At 50.3% G+C, this 16,888-nt stretch carries 18 protein-coding genes; 10 read left to right on the top strand and 8 right to left on the bottom strand.

The genetic code is table 11. From position 1 onward, the window contains the following. Positions 1–74 precede the first annotated feature (74 nt). Both HEN33_RS01055 and torZ read left to right on the top strand, forming a co-directional pair. Positions 75–1,178 carry a NapC/NirT family cytochrome c gene (locus HEN33_RS01055; protein WP_176263796.1) on the top strand — a complete coding sequence of 368 codons (1,104 nt, stop codon included), beginning with the start codon at positions 75–77 and terminating at the stop codon, positions 1,176–1,178. Positions 1,179–1,202: 24 nt separating this feature from the next. Beyond that, on the top strand, positions 1,203–3,632 hold the full coding sequence (gene torZ / locus HEN33_RS01060; protein WP_176263795.1) for a trimethylamine N-oxide reductase TorZ: 2,430 nt from the start codon (positions 1,203–1,205) through the stop codon (positions 3,630–3,632). A 164-nt stretch (positions 3,633–3,796) separates the two neighbouring features. Here the strand turns inward: torZ and cmoB are convergent, their stop codons facing one another. The 5 genes from cmoB to HEN33_RS01085 are packed head-to-tail and all read right to left on the bottom strand — an operon-like array spanning position 3,797 to position 7,378. After that, on the bottom strand, positions 3,797–4,768 hold the full coding sequence (gene cmoB, locus HEN33_RS01065; protein ID WP_000564757.1) for a tRNA 5-methoxyuridine(34)/uridine 5-oxyacetic acid(34) synthase CmoB: 972 nt from the start codon (positions 4,766–4,768) through the stop codon (positions 3,797–3,799). Beyond that, entirely contained in the window at positions 4,765–5,508 is a 744-nt protein-coding gene (gene cmoA, locus HEN33_RS01070; protein WP_000019597.1) for a carboxy-S-adenosyl-L-methionine synthase CmoA, read from the bottom strand. Before cmoA ends, cmoB begins: the two co-directional genes overlap by 4 nt. Before the next feature lie 40 nt (positions 5,509–5,548). After that, entirely contained in the window at positions 5,549–5,944 is a 396-nt protein-coding gene (locus HEN33_RS01075) for an MAPEG family protein (RefSeq protein WP_000252980.1), read from the bottom strand. 52 nt (positions 5,945–5,996) lie between these two features. Next, positions 5,997–6,815: a DUF72 domain-containing protein gene (locus HEN33_RS01080; protein ID WP_000639288.1), complete on the bottom strand. Its 819-nt coding sequence runs from the start codon at positions 6,813–6,815 to the stop codon at positions 5,997–5,999. After that, positions 6,812–7,378, bottom strand: coding sequence for a hydrolase (locus tag HEN33_RS01085; protein ID WP_000891621.1), 567 nt, complete (start codon positions 7,376–7,378; stop codon positions 6,812–6,814). Before HEN33_RS01085 ends, HEN33_RS01080 begins: the two co-directional genes overlap by 4 nt. A 309-nt stretch (positions 7,379–7,687) precedes the next feature. Between HEN33_RS01085 and aspS the strand changes: the two genes are divergently transcribed. The 4 genes from aspS to ruvC are packed head-to-tail and all read left to right on the top strand — an operon-like array spanning position 7,688 to position 11,230. Continuing rightward, entirely contained in the window at positions 7,688–9,460 is a 1,773-nt protein-coding gene (gene aspS, locus HEN33_RS01090) for an aspartate--tRNA ligase (protein ID WP_001258663.1), read from the top strand. Then, positions 9,453–9,905, top strand: coding sequence for a dihydroneopterin triphosphate diphosphatase (gene nudB / locus HEN33_RS01095; RefSeq protein ID WP_077626310.1), 453 nt, complete (start codon positions 9,453–9,455; stop codon positions 9,903–9,905). The genes aspS and nudB overlap by 8 nt, the downstream gene beginning before the upstream one ends. A gap of 28 nt (positions 9,906–9,933) precedes the next feature. Next, a complete protein-coding gene (locus HEN33_RS01100) occupies positions 9,934–10,674 on the top strand; it encodes a YebC/PmpR family DNA-binding transcriptional regulator (RefSeq protein ID WP_000907234.1) in 741 nt (246 codons plus the stop codon). A gap of 34 nt (positions 10,675–10,708) precedes the next feature. Then, positions 10,709–11,230: a crossover junction endodeoxyribonuclease RuvC gene (gene ruvC / locus HEN33_RS01105; RefSeq protein ID WP_001295503.1), complete on the top strand. Its 522-nt coding sequence runs from the start codon at positions 10,709–10,711 to the stop codon at positions 11,228–11,230. Between the two features lies 1 nt (position 11,231). Here the strand turns inward: ruvC and HEN33_RS01110 are convergent, their stop codons facing one another. Further along, positions 11,232–11,834 carry a YebB family permuted papain-like enzyme gene (locus HEN33_RS01110; protein WP_032184426.1) on the bottom strand — a complete coding sequence of 201 codons (603 nt, stop codon included), beginning with the start codon at positions 11,832–11,834 and terminating at the stop codon, positions 11,232–11,234. A gap of 93 nt (positions 11,835–11,927) precedes the next feature. Between HEN33_RS01110 and HEN33_RS01115 the strand changes: the two genes are divergently transcribed. The 4 genes from HEN33_RS01115 (at position 11,928) to ruvB (ending at position 15,161) form a co-directional block, all read left to right on the top strand. Next, entirely contained in the window at positions 11,928–12,752 is an 825-nt protein-coding gene (locus HEN33_RS01115) for a hypothetical protein (RefSeq protein WP_001235962.1), read from the top strand. A 37-nt stretch (positions 12,753–12,789) separates the two neighbouring features. Beyond that, the gene (locus HEN33_RS01125) at positions 12,790–13,359 is read left to right on the top strand and encodes a hypothetical protein (RefSeq protein ID WP_176263788.1); all 570 of its coding nucleotides are present in this window, start codon (positions 12,790–12,792) and stop codon (positions 13,357–13,359) included. Between the two features lie 171 nt (positions 13,360–13,530). After that, positions 13,531–14,142 carry a Holliday junction branch migration protein RuvA gene (gene ruvA, locus HEN33_RS01130; protein WP_046083496.1) on the top strand — a complete coding sequence of 204 codons (612 nt, stop codon included), beginning with the start codon at positions 13,531–13,533 and terminating at the stop codon, positions 14,140–14,142. 8 nt (positions 14,143–14,150) lie between these two features. Beyond that, positions 14,151–15,161: a Holliday junction branch migration DNA helicase RuvB gene (gene ruvB / locus HEN33_RS01135; RefSeq protein WP_000568522.1), complete on the top strand. Its 1,011-nt coding sequence runs from the start codon at positions 14,151–14,153 to the stop codon at positions 15,159–15,161. Positions 15,162–15,307: 146 nt separating this feature from the next. Here ruvB and znuB read toward each other — a convergent pair whose 3' ends face one another. Beyond that, complete coding sequence (znuB, locus tag HEN33_RS01140) at positions 15,308–16,093, bottom strand: zinc ABC transporter permease subunit ZnuB (protein ID WP_000571478.1); 786 nt, start codon at positions 16,091–16,093, stop codon at positions 15,308–15,310. Continuing rightward, positions 16,090–16,845 (bottom strand): zinc ABC transporter ATP-binding protein ZnuC, encoded by a 756-nt coding sequence (gene znuC, locus HEN33_RS01145; RefSeq protein ID WP_000202996.1) that lies wholly within the window; start codon positions 16,843–16,845, stop codon positions 16,090–16,092. Before znuC ends, znuB begins: the two co-directional genes overlap by 4 nt. Between the last annotated feature and the right edge of the window lie 43 nt (positions 16,846–16,888).

The raw sequence follows: 16,888 nt of genomic DNA on the forward strand, positions 1-16,888 counted from the left end.
GAATTATGCAAGCGGTCAATTCGTTGTATATTTAATTATACAATGATTTCGGTGTTCTGGAATTAATTAGAGGAATCTATGCGAGGGAAAAACGCATTGGGTTATTATTTTTGCTGATAACGGTTGTGGTTGGTGGCGGCGGGTTATTACTGGCGCAAAAAGCCTTACATAAAACGTCGGATACCGCATTTTGCCTTTCCTGCCACTCAATGAGTAAACCTTTTGAGGAATATCAGGGAACTGTCCACTTTTCTAACCAGAAAGGGATACGTGCGGAATGTGCCGATTGCCATATTCCAAAGTCAGGGGTGGATTATTTATTTGCTAAATTAAAAGCTTCTAAAGATATTTATCATGAATTTGTTAGCGGCAAAATAGACAGTGACGATAAGTTCGAAGCGCATCGTCAGGAAATGGCCGAAACAGTATGGAAAGAATTAAAAGCAACTGATTCTGCAACGTGTCGTAGTTGCCATTCTTTTGATGCCATGGATATTGCCTCGCAAAGTGAATCTGCACAGAAAATGCATAACAAAGCGCAAAAGGATGGCGAAACCTGTATCGATTGTCATAAAGGCATTGCCCATTTCCCGCCAGAAATAAAAATGGACGACAATGCGGCGCATGAGCTGGAAAGTCAGGCCGTCACTTCAGTTGCCAATGGTGCACATCTTTATCCTTTCAAACCCTCTCGCATAGGCGAACTGGCTACCGTGAATCCTGGTACCGATCTCACCGTCGTTGATGCCAGTGGCAAACAGCCGATCGTTCTGTTGCAGGGTTATCAAATGCAGGGCAGTGAAAACACGCTCTACCTGGCGGCAGGTCAACGGCTGGCGCTAGCCACATTAAGTGAAGAAGGTATCAAGGCGTTAACGGTAAACGGGGAATGGCAGGCTGACGAATACGGCAATCAATGGCGTCAGGCGTCTTTACAGGGTGTGCTTACCGATCCCGCATTAGCGGACCGTAAACCGCTATGGCAATACGCTGAAAAACTTGACGATACCTATTGCGCTGGTTGCCATGCCCCTATTGCCGCTGACCATTACACCGTCAATGCATGGCCGTCCATTGCCAAAGGAATGGGTGCGCGAACCAGCATGAGCGAAAACGAACTGGACATTTTGACGCGGTACTTCCAGTACAACGCCAAAGATATTACCGAGAAACAGTGATCCTCGTTGATCAGGGAGGAAGTTATGACATTAACAAGACGTGAATTTATTAAACACAGCGGTATTGCCGCTGGGGCGCTGGTGGTGACATCGGCTGCACCGCTACCCGCATGGGCAGAAGAGAAGGGGGGCAAAATCCTCACCGCGGGCCGTTGGGGAGCGATGAACGTAGAAGTGAAGGACGGGAAGATTGTTTCTTCGACAGGCGCGCTGGCGAAAACCATACCGAACTCCTTACAGTCTACGGCGGCGGATCAGGTACATACAACGGCGCGTATTCAGCATCCGATGGTGAGAAAAAGCTATCTCGATAATCCACTACAACCGGCGAAAGGTCGTGGCGAAGATACCTATGTACAGGTGAGCTGGGAACAAGCATTAAAACTGATTCATGGGCAACACGATCGTATTCGTAAAGCTAACGGACCATCGGCCATTTTTGCCGGATCTTACGGCTGGCGCTCTTCTGGCGTGTTGCATAAAGCGCAAACCTTACTGCAACGTTATATGAATCTTGCGGGCGGTTATTCAGGGCATAGCGGCGATTATTCAACCGGGGCGGCACAGGTAATCATGCCGCACGTGGTGGGTTCCGTGGAGGTGTATGAACAGCAGACCTCCTGGCCACTGATTCTGGAAAACAGTCAGGTGGTGGTGTTGTGGGGGATGAACCCGCTGAATACCTTAAAAATTGCCTGGAGCAGTACCGATGAGCAAGGGCTGGAATACTTCCATCAGCTGAAAAAATCTGGCAAACCAGTGATTGCTATCGACCCTATTCGTTCCGAAACTATTGAGTTCTTTGGCGACAATGCTACCTGGATCGCGCCAAATATGGGCACCGACGTGGCGCTGATGTTGGGGATTGCACATACCCTGATGACACTAGGCAAACACGATAAAGTGTTCCTTGAAAAATACACCACCGGGTATCCGCAGTTTGAAGAGTATCTGACAGGTAAGAGCGATAATACGCCGAAGAGCGCGGCCTGGGCGGCGGAAATTACTGGCGTAGCGGAAGCGCAGATAGTCAAACTCGCTGAACTGATGGCGGCAAATCGCACAATGCTGATGGCAGGCTGGGGAATTCAGCGCCAGCAATATGGTGAACAGAAACACTGGATGCTGGTGACGCTGGCGGCGATGTTAGGGCAGATTGGTACACCGGGCGGCGGGTTTGGTTTCTCTTATCATTACTCAAACGGTGGCAACCCGACGCGTGTTGGCGGAGTGCTGCCGGAAATGTCTGCGGCGATTGCAGGACAGGCCAGCGAGGCCGCTGATGATGGCGGAATGACGGCGATTCCTGTTGCCCGTATCGTCGATGCGCTGGAAAATCCTGGCGGCAAATATCAGCATAACGGTAAAGAACAAACGTATCCGAATATCAAAATGATCTGGTGGGCGGGTGGCGGTAACTTTACCCATCACCAGGATACTAATCGTCTGATTAAAGCATGGCAGAAACCGGAGATGATCGTCGTTTCTGAATGCTACTGGACCGCAGCTGCTAAACATGCAGATATCGTATTACCGATCACCACATCGTTTGAGCGCAATGACTTGACGATGACCGGTGATTACAGCAACCAGCATATTGTACCGATGAAGCAGGCTGTCGCTGCGCAATTTGAAGCGCGTAACGATTTTGATGTGTTTGCCGATCTTGCTGAATTACTCAAACCTGGCGGAAAAGAGATCTATACCGAAGGTAGAGATGAAATGGCGTGGCTGAAATTTTTCTATGATGCCGCTCAGAAAGGTGCGCGTGCGCAACGCGTGACTATGCCGATGTTTAATGCTTTCTGGCAGCAAAATAAACTGATCGAAATGCGCCGCAGCGAGAAGAACGAACAGTACGTTCGTTATGCTGATTTCCGCGCCGATCCGGTGAAAAATGCGCTGGGTACGCCAAGCGGCAAAATTGAGATTTACTCCAAAACGCTGGAAAAATTTGGCTATAAGGATTGCCCGGCACACCCAACCTGGCTTGCGCCTGATGAGTGGAAAGGTTCCGCCGACGAGAAGCAGTTGCAGCTTCTGACCGCACATCCGGCACACCGTTTACACAGTCAGCTTAACTATGCTGAGTTGCGTAAAAAATATGCGGTTGCCGATCGTGAACCGATCACTATTCACACCGAAGATGCTGCTCGCTTTGGTATTGCGAATGGCGATCTGGTGCGTGTCTGGAACAAACGTGGTCAGATTCTGACAGGCGCGGTGGTGACTGACGGGATCAAAAAAGGCGTGGTATGCGTGCATGAAGGTGCATGGCCAGATCTGGAAAATGGCTTGTGTAAAAACGGCAGTGCGAACGTGTTAACGGCGGATATCCCCAGCTCTCAGCTGGCAAATGCCTGTGCCGGTAACTCTGCGCTGGTGTATATCGAAAAATATACAGGCAATGCACCGAAGTTAACGGCGTTTGATCAGCCAGCTGTTCAGGCATAAGACGTGAAAAGCGCCCGGAAACGGGCGCTGAGGTTATGCAAACGTAAAACTGCCTGATGCGCTATGCTTATCAGACCTACATAGTCCCTGCAACATATTGAATTAAAAAGACTTTGTAGGCCGGATAAGGCGTTCACGCCGCATCCGGCAGTAATACCAGACCTTTACGGCTTGCGCGCAATCAGCACCGCGCGTTTAGGTGCCGGATAACCTTCCACCGTTTTACCCGGATCATGTGGGTCGAGAAAATCGGCCAGCGATTCGGTGACCATCCATTCGGTGCGTCGCTGTTCTTCTGTGGTGGTAACGCTCACATCCGCAATGCGAATATCAACAAAACCACACTTCTTCAGCCAGTTTTTCAGCGCCAGCGCGGAAGGGATGAAATAGACATTACGCATTTGCGCGTAACGATCGCCCGGCACCAGCACCGTGTTCTCATCACCATCAATAACCAGCGTTTCCAGCACCAGTTCACCTTCATTCACCAGTTGATCTTTTAACTGCCAGAGATGCTCCAGCGGTGAACGACGATGATAAAGTACGCCCATCGAAAAGACGGTATCAAAGGCTTTCAGTGCCGGAAGTTGTTCAATACCTAACGGCAGCAGATGCGCGCGCTGATCGTTACCCAGCAGTTTACGCACCGCTTCAAACTGGCAAAGAAACAGTTGCGTAGGGTCGATCCCCACCGCGAGGTGCGCGCCTGCGCCAATCATGCGCCACATGTGATAACCGCTGCCGCAGCCGACATCAAGAATGGTGCGCCCGGTTAAATCAGAAAGATGGGGCAGAACACGATCCCATTTCCAGTCAGAACGCCATTCGGTATCGATGTTCACGCCATACAGTGAAAACGGCCCTTTGCGCCACGGCATGAGGTTGCGCATCAGTGTTTCAATGCGCTTAATCTGCCCGGCGCTCAGTGGCTCTTCGCTTTCTGCCGTCACGCTATGTAGTAAATCAAGACGATACGGTTTAATTTCAGGCAGAAATTCCACCGCATTGGACCACTGTTTAAACAGACCGTGCTGCTGTTCGCGCTGCCAGCTGGCAATCTGCGCGGGCAGCGTTTCCAGCCAGTGTGAAAGATGATTTTTGGCAATCAGAGAATAAAAGTTACCAAAGTCGATCATGCAGCATCCTCTGCTTTTAATGCCACCAGTGAACCAAAGTTAAAGCACTGGAACCATAGCTCGCTATGTTCAAAACCGGCTTGATGCAGGCGAGCTTTATGTGTTTCCACGGAATCGGTCAGCATGACATTTTCCAGCATACTGCGCTTCTGGCTGATCTCCAGTTCACTGTAACCGTTGGCACGTTTAAAGTCGTGGTGCATGTTGAACAGCAGTTCACCAACTTTGGCATCTTCGAAACTGAATTTTTCTGAAAGCACCAGCGCGCCGCCCGGATTCAGCCCTTGATAAATTTTATCCAGTAACGCCTGACGCTCTGAAGGTTCCAGGAATTGCAGGGTAAAATTCAGCACAACCATCGATGCATTTTCAATGGTGATATCGCGAATATCACCTTCAATAACGTCTACTGGCGTAGGGGCTTTATAAGCGTCAATATGACGACGGCAGCGTTCAATCATCGCCGGAGAGTTGTCGATGGCGATAATTTTGCAATTATCATGATGAATATTGCGACGCACTGAGAGCGTCGCCGCGCCCAGAGAACAACCCAGATCGTAAACCTGCGTACCAGGTTGAACGAAGCGTTCGGCTAACATACCAATCATGGAAATAATATTGGAGTAGCCGGGAACGGAACGCTGGATCATATCCGGGAAGACTTCGGCTACCCGTTCATCAAAGGTCCAGTCGCCCAGTCTGGCGATAGGGGCAGAAAATAGCGTGTCGCGGTGAGACATAACGTAAAAATCCGGGAAAAAGAAAGTGGCGTATTGTGCGCTAACGCAGGGAGAAAACCAACTCCCAGGGCATATACCAAAGATTCGCCAGCACCATCAGCAACAGCGCACACCAGGTGGCGCTCATGCCAGAACGTCGCCAGCGGAACAGACGGTGATGAAAACCGTAATAATGCATCAGACGACCAGCAAGCAAAACGATGCCGCAAATATGCACCATCCAGGTTTCTGCGCCATTCATTTCCATAAACAGCATCAACACAATCGCGATGGGAATATATTCCACCGCGTTACCATGAATGCGAATAGCGCTTTGCAGTTCGCTAAAACCGCCGTCACCATAGGCAACGCGGTACTGCATTCGCAGGCGAACGACATCAAAAGAGAACTTCATTAATAACAACGCACTTAAAACGGCATATAGCGCGCTTACCATACAAACTCCCTTTAAAATGGCCGATGGCACCTGTCTATGATAGGTGGCAAATTCAGAAAAGAGAAGATTGCTGTGGAATAGCCGGAACTGCTCCGATCTCTGGAAGTGTTTTACGTAAGCCTTCCCAAAGGGTATGTACCAGTTCCGGTGCCTGGGCAATATCTGGCGTATGTAAAAAAAGATAAGGCGTAGTGGTCTGATGCCACTGCGCTAATTTTTGTAACCAGACCTGAAATAATTCCCGGTTTTGCGTCATATCATCACTACCGATAAAACGGATCAGCGGATTTGTCGCCGTCAGCACAGCATGTACGGGAACTTTAGGTTTTTTCCGTTGAGCGTCGCGAATAGCTTCACTGTGTGGGCGTGCTGCATGAACCGGGCGGCTGTCTAAAATCACCCGATTAACGCCGCGCTGATGTAAACCGCGATTAAGTGTTTGTTCCTCTTCCCCTTTGGCGAAAAACTGTGGATGGCGGACTTCCACACCATAATTAAACTCGCCGGGAAGAGAGTCGAGAAAATGCCAAAGCGCAGGCAGATCCCGTGGGCCAAATGTGGCAGGCAGTTGCAGCCAGTATTGCCCAATGCGCGGCGCTAACGGTGACAAGCGAGTCAAAAATTCAGTTACTAAATCATCGCAATGCCGTAATGCTGCCTGATGCGAAATGGTCGCCGGAAACTTAAAACAGAAGCGAAAATTATCTGTGGTCTGCTCACGCCAGCGCAGGACAACCTCGGATTTCGGCAGGGCGTAAAGCGTGGTGTTGCCCTCCACACAGTTAAAGTGGCGGGCATACTCTTCAAGGCTGGTGATCCCCAACCGCACCCATTTAGGATGCGACCATTGCGGCAGACCGATGTAAATCATAATGCGTTGAGGATCTCTTCCACACTGCGCACACGGGCGATGCGTGGGTAGATATGGTTGATGCTGTTATTATGCTGCTCGGCGCTGGCGGCGCTGCAGGCGTCTTCGGCAATCACCAGATTAAAACCGAGTTCCCAGGCATTGCGGGCGGTGGATTCAACACCGATATTGGTCGAGATCCCACATAATACTATTGTATCGATACCCCGGCGGCGTAATTGCAACTCCAGATCCGTACCGTAAAACGCACCCCATTGACGTTTGATGATTTCGATATCGCTGTCGGTTGCACCTAATGCAGCAGGATGTTGCCACCAGTTTTCGGGTAACACTTTAGCGGGGGAGGGGGCATCAACCGGCTGTTTTAATGCTTCGGCATAATCGGCAGACCAGCCAACGCGCACCAGAAACACGGGCTGACCGCTCGCGCGAAATTTCGCCGCCAGCTTCCCGGCGCGATTAACCACCTCATCGGCAGTATGCGGGCCACCGGCAAAAGGTAAGATGCCTTCTTGTAAATCAATCACCACCAGCGCAGTGGTTTTAGCATTAAGTTCAAGCATGATGACTCCTGACAAAACAAAATCGTGCCTCTCACCTTAATGCGATTAGCCGATGGCGGAACGACAAATTTTGTTAATTTTTATGAGTTCGGGCAACACCTTTATAGCAAACTGGCGTAGAGTCTGATTTCAGGCCCGATATAAAGTGGTAACGAGGCGTTCCAGCGCGGGCCAGGCTCTTACGGTGCGGCAGAATTTCCAGTATAATAGCCGCCTTTTTTCATTCAGTTGTGACATACAGCTAACGCTGCGACTTGGTCACCTGCGCAGCAGGGGGCATCCGCCGGCAGCTAAGTTAAGGGATATCTCATGCGTACAGAATATTGTGGACAGCTCCGTTTGTCCCACGTGGGGCAGCAGGTGACTCTGTGTGGTTGGGTCAACCGTCGTCGTGATCTTGGTAGCCTGATCTTCATCGATATGCGCGACCGCGAAGGTATCGTGCAGGTATTTTTCGATCCGGATCGTGCGGACGCGTTAAAGCTGGCCTCTGAACTGCGTAATGAGTTCTGCATTCAGGTCACGGGCACCGTACGTGCGCGTGACGAAAAAAATATCAACCGCGATATGGCGACCGGCGAAATCGAAGTGCTGGCCTCCTCGCTGACCATCATCAACCGCGCAGACGTTCTGCCGCTTGACTCTAACCACGTCAACACCGAAGAAGCGCGACTGAAATACCGCTACCTCGACCTGCGTCGTCCGGAAATGGCTCAGCGCCTGAAAACCCGCGCTAAAATCACCAGCCTGGTGCGCCGTTTTATGGATGACCACGGCTTCCTCGACATCGAAACTCCGATGCTGACCAAAGCCACGCCGGAAGGCGCGCGTGACTACCTGGTGCCTTCTCGTGTGCACAAAGGGAAATTCTACGCACTGCCGCAGTCTCCGCAGCTGTTCAAACAGCTGCTGATGATGTCCGGTTTTGACCGCTACTATCAGATTGTAAAATGCTTCCGTGACGAAGACCTGCGCGCTGATCGTCAGCCTGAATTTACTCAGATCGATGTGGAAACTTCTTTCATGACCGCGCCGCAAGTGCGTGAAGTGATGGAAGCGCTGGTGCGTCATCTGTGGCTGGAAGTGAAGGGCGTGGATCTGGGCGATTTCCCGGTAATGACCTTTGCAGAAGCAGAACGCCGTTATGGTTCTGATAAACCGGATCTGCGTAACCCGATGGAACTGACTGACGTTGCCGATCTGCTGAAATCCGTTGAGTTCGCGGTATTCGCAGGTCCGGCGAACGATCCGAAAGGCCGCGTTGCTGCTCTGCGTGTTCCGGGTGGCGCATCGCTGACCCGTAAGCAGATCGACGAATACGGTAACTTCGTTAAAATCTACGGCGCGAAAGGTCTGGCGTACATCAAAGTTAACGAACGTGCGAAAGGTCTGGAAGGTATCAACAGCCCGGTAGCGAAGTTCCTCAACGCTGAAATCATCGAAGCCATCCTGGATCGTACTGCCGCGCAAGATGGCGATATGATTTTCTTCGGTGCTGATAACAAGAAAATTGTTGCCGACGCGATGGGCGCATTGCGTCTGAAAGTGGGTAAAGACCTTGGTCTGACCGACGAAAGCAAATGGGCACCGCTGTGGGTTATCGACTTCCCGATGTTTGAAGACGACGGTGAAGGCGGCCTGACGGCAATGCACCATCCGTTCACCTCACCGAAAGATATGACGGCGGCAGAGTTGAAAGCTGCACCGGAAAATGCGGTGGCGAACGCTTACGATATGGTCATCAATGGTTACGAAGTGGGCGGTGGTTCTGTGCGTATCCATAATGGGGATATGCAGCAGACGGTGTTTGGTATTCTGGGGATCAACGAAGAGGAACAGCGCGAGAAATTCGGCTTCCTGCTCGACGCCCTGAAATACGGTACTCCGCCGCACGCAGGTCTGGCATTCGGTCTTGATCGTCTGACCATGCTGCTGACCGGTACTGACAACATCCGTGATGTTATCGCCTTCCCGAAAACCACGGCGGCAGCATGTCTGATGACCGAAGCGCCAAGCTTTGCTAACCCGACTGCTCTGTCCGAGCTGAGCATTCAGGTTGTGAAGAAGGCAGAGAATAATTGATATGACTTATAAGCGTCCCGTTTCTATTCTGGTGGTTATTTATGCGCAAGATACGAAACGGGTGCTGATGTTACAGCGGCGTGATGATCCCGATTTCTGGCAGTCGGTAACCGGCAGTGTGGAAGAGGGGGAAACCGCGCCGCAAGCCGCCATGCGCGAAGTAAAGGAAGAGGTCACCATTGATGTTGTCGCTGAACAACTGACCTTAATTGACTGTCAGCGCACGGTGGAGTTTGAAATTTTTTCACATTTACGTCATCGCTATGCGCCGGGCGTAACGCGTAATACGGAATCTTGGTTCTGTCTTGCACTCCCGCACGAGCGCCAGATCGTTTTCACTGAACATCTGGCCTACAAGTGGCTTGATGCGCATGCTGCGGCGGCGCTCACTAAGTCATGGAGCAACCGGCAGGCGATTGAACAGTTTGTAATTAACGCTGCCTGAACAGGCAGGGCTACCTGGAGATATTTTTATGGCAGGTCATAGTAAATGGGCCAACACCAGACATCGTAAAGCTGCGCAGGATGCTAAGCGCGGTAAAATCTTCACTAAAATCATTCGTGAGCTGGTAACCGCGGCTAAGTTGGGCGGTGGCGATCCGGATGCTAACCCGCGTCTGCGAGCAGCTATTGATAAAGCACTGTCTAACAACATGACCCGTGACACCCTGAACCGCGCAATTGCCCGTGGTGTGGGTGGTGATGATGATGCAAACATGGAAACCATCATCTACGAAGGTTACGGTCCTGGCGGCACGGCAATCATGATTGAATGTCTGTCTGATAACCGCAACCGTACCGTTGCTGAAGTGCGTCACGCATTCAGCAAATGTGGCGGTAACCTCGGTACTGATGGTTCCGTAGCCTATCTGTTCAGCAAAAAAGGCGTGATCTCCTTTGAGAAAGGCGATGAAGACACCATCATGGAAGCAGCTCTGGAAGCTGGTGCTGAAGATGTTGTGACCTATGATGATGGCGCGATTGACGTCTACACTGCATGGGAGGAAATGGGCAAAGTACGCGACGCTCTGGAAGCGGCAGGTCTGAAAGCAGACAGCGCGGAAGTTTCCATGATCCCGTCCACCAAAGCTGATATGGATGCAGAAACCGCACCGAAACTGATGCGTCTGATCGATATGCTGGAAGATTGCGACGACGTGCAAGAAGTCTACCATAACGGTGAAATCTCTGATGAGGTTGCAGCGACTCTCTGATGAGGCCTGCTAAACAGCAAAACGGAGACGCGTGATGGCTATTATTCTCGGCATTGACCCGGGTTCGCGCGTGACCGGCTATGGCGTCATCCGCCAGGTGGGCAGGCAGCTGTCCTACCTGGGTAGCGGATGTATACGCACCAAAGTAGATGATTTACCGTCTCGTCTTAAGCTCATCTATGCGGGCGTGACGGAAATCATCACCCAGTTCCAGCCTGATTATTTCGCCATTGAACAAGTCTTTATGGCTAAAAATGCCGACTCGGCCCTGAAGCTGGGGCAGGCGCGTGGCGTGGCGATTGTGGCGGCGGTGAATCAGGAATTACCGGTATTTGAATACGCGGCACGTCAGGTAAAGCAAACGGTGGTAGGTATTGGTAGTGCCGAAAAAAGCCAGGTGCAGCATATGGTTCGCACCTTGCTGAAACTCCCCGCTAATCCGCAGGCGGATGCCGCTGATGCGCTGGCAATTGCCATCACCCACTGCCACGTTAGTCAGAATGCGATGCAGATGAGCGAATCGCGGCTGAACCTGGCGAGAGGGCGACTGCGTTAAGTTATACCGCCTCAGTCAATTCAGGCTGAGGCGTTTCTACTCCCTCCGCATGAATCAACACCAAACCCGGATGATGCCACAAACTGGCTGGCGTGACGGTTTTACGCTCCCACGGAATCGAACCTAAAAACCAGAATTTCCAGAAAGTGAGTTTTGCATTCGGATTGCTGTTTAGCAGTTCTCCAAACGTCTCAATTTCACCCACCGGGATACATAGCGCCTCTTTATAAATATCAAAAACGAATTTTGAACAGAACTGGCGGGATGATTCGTATTTAAAACCGGTGTGGTAGAACTTATGCAACCGGGCAGGGACCTTTTCGACAAGAGCAAGTTTCTGCTCTGCGGTTAAACCTCCTGCCAGGCGGCGAACACCGTAGCGTTGATCGGTCGACCGTTCAATAAATCGTGACAAAGTTGTGATTGTGGAGAGCGGAACTCGACTCTCCGCAACCAGGTAATCATCACCGTCATGTCCGATGATTATCCCCACATGGTTGCTCCAGCATTTCGAGGCTGCAGAGATTTGCCCAAACAGGCGAGCACCGATGCAGGTAAAAACAATATCACCGGTTTCATATTTAGCTGGGTAATTTATTTTCACTATATCAATCCATTATTTATATATAAAACAGCATCTATCTTTCGTGATGGTAAAGCATTAGCATTGTATTGTAATAATGACAAGGAATGTTTTATGCGGTTATTTATTAATGTGATAATTATAGTTTCGATCAGTCAATGCGTGAATGTATTTGCTCAAGATAATGTCATTCGCTATCCCTGGCGATATGGACGTATTTCTTTAAATGAGAATAATGAGTTTGTGCCTCAAATTATTCATATGCGTGATGATATCTACGGCGTGGGTGAAGCTGGTGCAAGCCTTAACGATGCGAGAATGGCGCAAAGTGGTGTCACCGTGAGGCTTAGCGTTATACAGCAGGGGCAGGTGGTGAATGCTTTACTGGATTTCTACAATAGCAATAATCAACCTGCTTATATCTTTGAAGGTGGTTTGATGCCTTGCAATAAAGCCTTTGACATCACAACAAGCAACATTGTCCTTGATGGGATGTGTGGAATTTATGATGGGGTCGATGGCTGGCAAGTTATTCCTGCGGGTGATCATTATAAAGAATCATTTTCACTCACTCAGGCTTTTGAATTTCTGCCGGGAAAACATCATTATAAAATTAATGCCGGAAGTTTTATCATCAGAGTGGGGGATGATATTTTTGCAAGAGAGGACGCCGAAAGCATTCTTTTTGATTTGATTAACTGGCGATATGGCTATGTGCTAAAAAGTTATGAAAGGGTGTCGAAGGGGGATTTGATGGCAGGATATTATGCTCTGTATGAATACTCAGGCGCTGACATAATTGATGAGTATGATATTTACTCAAACCAGGTCTCGATTGATCTTAATGGTGACGAGTTAGCGCATACGGAGTCATATCAGTGGCGTATTGATAGTGGAATGATCCCGCAAAAATTCAGCGTTCAGGGACTCGCTGAATGATTAGTCCTCTACCTGCTTGCCAGATACAGAGGCGCGGATGAATTTATCAAGCGTATTCAATCAGCTTTTAATCTCATTTGCTCTTGCCGGGACGTTGATATTAAGCATCTATCTCATGGAAGCTCACTACCCACGTTTCAGGAAGCCAATTGCGCTCTTTTACTTCTTTTTAGCGATTTATACCAGTTATGCTGCCGTTCAGGAGTATGAGTACCACCGCAATAGCTTGACTACGCTCGCAAAAGTTTCTTCGGTTCGTTATACCAGTAATTTTGAGCGTAGCGCCTCGTACTCCTGCAATTTACTGCGGGGAGGAAGGATTGATTGCACGGGGCTGTATGCCTATGACCTGACCTGGCAGATTGACGGTAAGACCTGGAATTTGCATGTTGAGGACAAGCGTATAAAACCAGGATTCACCATGTGCGTGAAGGTTGTAAAAGATCGCCCCGCCATCGGGAAATCCTGTGAAAACGCGTTTTTCAATGTCAGCCCTTTGCCGATTCTGATAGCTATATGGGCAATCAGCGCATTTATATTTGCGGTCTTACTCCTTCACAGACTAAAAAAATGCCGCAAATGGAAGCACGCCAGCAAGGGGCGTTGAAAAATTGGGCATTAGAAGTGTGATGTAAGGGGTATTCATACAGAATTTCTGATGCCGTGAGCAAAAGGATTATCATTTCTGAAATGATTTAATATCATCCCTCGCTGGATATCTATCCAGCATTTTTTTATCATACAGCATTATCTTTGATTCGTTACGCAGGAGCGTCATGTGATAGGCAGGCTGAGAGGCATCATTCTGGAAAAACAACCCCCGCTGGTGTTACTTGAAGTGGGCGGCGTAGGCTATGAAGTACATATGCCGATGACCTGTTTCTACGAACTCCCGGAAGCGGGCAAAGAAGCGATCGTTTTCACCCATTTTGTGGTGCGTGAAGATGCGCAACTGCTCTACGGTTTTAACAATAAACAAGAGCGCACCCTGTTTAAAGAGCTGATCAAAACCAACGGCGTCGGCCCGAAGCTGGCGCTGGCAATTCTTTCCGGCATGTCGGCGCAGCAGTTTGTGAATGCCGTTGAGCGCGAAGAACCTGCGGCGCTGGTCAAATTACCCGGCATTGGCAAAAAAACCGCCGAACGCCTGATTGTCGAAATGAAAGACCGCTTTAAAGGTTTGCATGGCGATCTGTTTACCCCGGCGGCCGATCTGGTGCTGACGTCACCTGCGAGCCCGGCGACCGACGATGCTGAACAGGAAGCGGTTGCCGCGCTGGTGGCGCTGGGCTATAAACCACAAGAAGCAAGCCGCATGGTGAGCAAAATCGCTCGCCCTGACGCCAGCAGTGAAACATTAATTCGCGAAGCCCTGCGCGCCGCGTTATGAGGTAAAGGATGATTGAAGCAGACCGTCTGATTTCTGCCGGTACCACTTTGCCGGAAGATGTAGCAGATCGCGCCATTCGCCCCAAATTACTGGAAGAGTATGTTGGTCAGCCGCAGGTTCGTTCACAGATGGAGATTTTCATCAAAGCAGCGAAACTGCGCGGCGATGCCCTCGATCATCTGTTGATTTTTGGTCCTCCGGGTTTAGGTAAAACTACGCTTGCCAACATTGTCGCCAATGAAATGGGCGTGAATTTACGCACGACTTCTGGTCCAGTGCTGGAAAAGGCGGGCGATCTGGCAGCGATGCTCACTAACCTTGAACCGCATGACGTGCTGTTTATTGATGAGATCCACCGTCTTTCGCCAGTGGTGGAAGAGGTGTTGTATCCGGCAATGGAAGACTACCAACTGGATATTATGATTGGTGAAGGTCCGGCGGCACGCTCCATTAAAATTGACTTGCCGCCGTTTACTCTGATTGGTGCAACCACGCGCGCAGGTTCGCTGACATCACCGCTGCGCGATCGTTTTGGTATTGTGCAGCGTCTGGAGTTTTATCAGGTGCCGGATCTACAATATATTGTCAGTCGCAGCGCACGCTTTATGGGGCTTGAGATGAGTGATGACGGCGCGCTGGAAGTTGCTCGTCGCGCTCGCGGTACGCCACGCATTGCCAACCGTCTGCTGCGTCGAGTGCGTGACTTCGCCGAAGTGAAGCACGATGGCACCATCTCGGCTGATATCGCTGCTCAGGCGCTGGATATGCTGAATGTCGATGCCGAAGGTTTCGATTATATGGACCGCAAATTGTTGCTGGCGGTAATCGATAAGTTCTTTGGTGGGCCGGTAGGTCTGGATAACCTGGCGGCTGCCATTGGCGAAGAGCGTGAAACCATTGAGGATGTGCTGGAACCTTATTTGATTCAGCAAGGCTTTTTGCAGCGTACACCGCGCGGGCGTATGGCGACAGTGCGGGCGTGGAACCACTTCGGCATCACGCCGCCAGAAATGCCTTAAGTTGAATAAGGTATTCAAGCCGCTTCCGACATTGGCGATAAGCCTGATGCGACGCTGTTCGCGTCTTATCAGGCCTACCAGAAGTAGCGAACCGTAGGTCGGATAAGGCGCTCGCGCCGCATCCGACAAATGTGTTCAGCGACAGATTAGCTGGCCTGCTTTTTCATCATACTGATAATAAATAACAGTGCCGCACATAGCACTACCGACGGACCCGCCGGCGTATCGTAAAATGCGGAAAAGGTTAAACCGCCAGTTACTGCCACCATTCCCACCAAAACAGCGACACCGGCCATCTGTTCCGGCGTGCGGGCAAAGCGACGCGCTGTAGCTGCAGGAATAATCAGCAGCGAAGTAATAATCAACGCGCCGACAAATTTCATCGCTACACCAATCGTCAATGCTGTCACCAGCATCAACAACAATTTCACGCGCTGTAATTTCACACCATCAACAAACGCCAGATCCGGGCTAATCGTCATTGACAGCAAATTGCGCCATTGCCAGAACAGAATCGCCACCACGATGACCACGCCAATCGCAATAGAGATGAGATCTTCTGGCGTCACTGCCAGCAAATCACCGAACAGGTAAGCCATCAAATCAACACGAATGTTAGACATCAGACTAACGACCACCAGGCCCAGCGACAGGGCACTGTGCGCCATAATCCCTAATAACGTGTCGATCGCCAGCTGTGGGCGCTTCTCCAGCCATACCAGACCGCCCGCCAGCAGCAGCGTAACGGCAATTACCGCATAGAATGGATTCACGTCCAGCAACAAACCAAACGCGACGCCAAGTAATGAGGCATGAGCCAGTGTATCACCGAAATAAGACATACGACGCCAGACCACAAACGAACCCAGCGGACCCGCGGCACAGGCGAGCATGATCCCGGCTAACCAACCAGGAAATAATAATTCAATCATGAGCGATCATTTCCCCGACGCAAAACAATTCGTCCCTGTAAATCGTGACGATGATTATGATGATGGCGATAGATACCCAGTTGTTCAGCACCACGAGGACCAAACATAGAAATAAACTCCGGATGCAGGGAAACAACTTCCGGTGTGCCGGAACAACAAATGTGGTGATTCAGGCAAAGCACTTCATCGGTTTTTGCCATTACCAGATGCAGATCGTGAGAGACCATTAAAACGCCACAATCCAGTTCGCGACGCAACTGGTCAATAAGGTCATATAACGCCACCTGACCATTCACATCCACGCCCTGAGTGGGTTCATCCAGCACTAATAATTGCGGTCGATTTAACAATGCTCGCGCTAACAATACACGCTGTGTTTCGCCACCCGAGAGCTTTTGCATCGGTGCGTTAATCAGATGCCCGGCCTGGACACGTTTCAGTGCAGGCAAAATATCTTCTTTATGTGTGCCAGGGCGTAAGCGTAAAAATCGATTTACGGTCAGTGGCAATGTGGTGTCGAGATACAGCTTCTGCGGTACGTAGCCGATGCGCAGTTTTCCGTTGCGCTTGATAACCCCTTCATCGGGTGTTACCAGTCCGAGCACTACCCGTACCAGTGTCGACTTACCTGCGCCATTTGGCCCAAGTAAAGTCAAAATTTTTCCAGGTTTAAGTTCCAGCGACACATCAGAGAGGACGCGGCGTTGGCCAAAAGAAACCGAGACATTTTCCAGGGAAACCAGACTTGTCATGTTAATTTTAGTCTTGCAGTAGTCATGAAATGTTATAATATCA

Origin of the sequence: Escherichia sp. 94.0001 (assembly GCF_013369155.2) — a bacterium.
Lineage (GTDB): Bacteria > Pseudomonadota > Gammaproteobacteria > Enterobacterales > Enterobacteriaceae > Escherichia > Escherichia coli_F.

Coding starts and splice junctions, on each gene's coding strand:
- torZ (WP_176263795.1), top strand. CDS start 1,203: ATGACATTAACAAGACGTGAATTTATTAAACACAGCGGTATTGCCGCT.
- cmoB (WP_000564757.1), bottom strand. CDS start 4,768: ATGATCGACTTTGGTAACTTTTATTCTCTGATTGCCAAAAATCATCTT.
- cmoA (WP_000019597.1), bottom strand. CDS start 5,508: ATGTCTCACCGCGACACGCTATTTTCTGCCCCTATCGCCAGACTGGGC.
- HEN33_RS01075 (WP_000252980.1), bottom strand. CDS start 5,944: ATGGTAAGCGCGCTATATGCCGTTTTAAGTGCGTTGTTATTAATGAAG.
- HEN33_RS01080 (WP_000639288.1), bottom strand. CDS start 6,815: ATGATTTACATCGGTCTGCCGCAATGGTCGCATCCTAAATGGGTGCGG.
- HEN33_RS01085 (WP_000891621.1), bottom strand. CDS start 7,378: ATGCTTGAACTTAATGCTAAAACCACTGCGCTGGTGGTGATTGATTTA.
- aspS (WP_001258663.1), top strand. CDS start 7,688: ATGCGTACAGAATATTGTGGACAGCTCCGTTTGTCCCACGTGGGGCAG.
- HEN33_RS01100 (WP_000907234.1), top strand. CDS start 9,934: ATGGCAGGTCATAGTAAATGGGCCAACACCAGACATCGTAAAGCTGCG.
- ruvC (WP_001295503.1), top strand. CDS start 10,709: ATGGCTATTATTCTCGGCATTGACCCGGGTTCGCGCGTGACCGGCTAT.
- HEN33_RS01115 (WP_001235962.1), top strand. CDS start 11,928: ATGCGGTTATTTATTAATGTGATAATTATAGTTTCGATCAGTCAATGC.
- HEN33_RS01125 (WP_176263788.1), top strand. CDS start 12,790: ATGAATTTATCAAGCGTATTCAATCAGCTTTTAATCTCATTTGCTCTT.
- ruvB (WP_000568522.1), top strand. CDS start 14,151: ATGATTGAAGCAGACCGTCTGATTTCTGCCGGTACCACTTTGCCGGAA.
- znuB (WP_000571478.1), bottom strand. CDS start 16,093: ATGATTGAATTATTATTTCCTGGTTGGTTAGCCGGGATCATGCTCGCC.
- znuC (WP_000202996.1), bottom strand. CDS start 16,845: ATGACAAGTCTGGTTTCCCTGGAAAATGTCTCGGTTTCTTTTGGCCAA.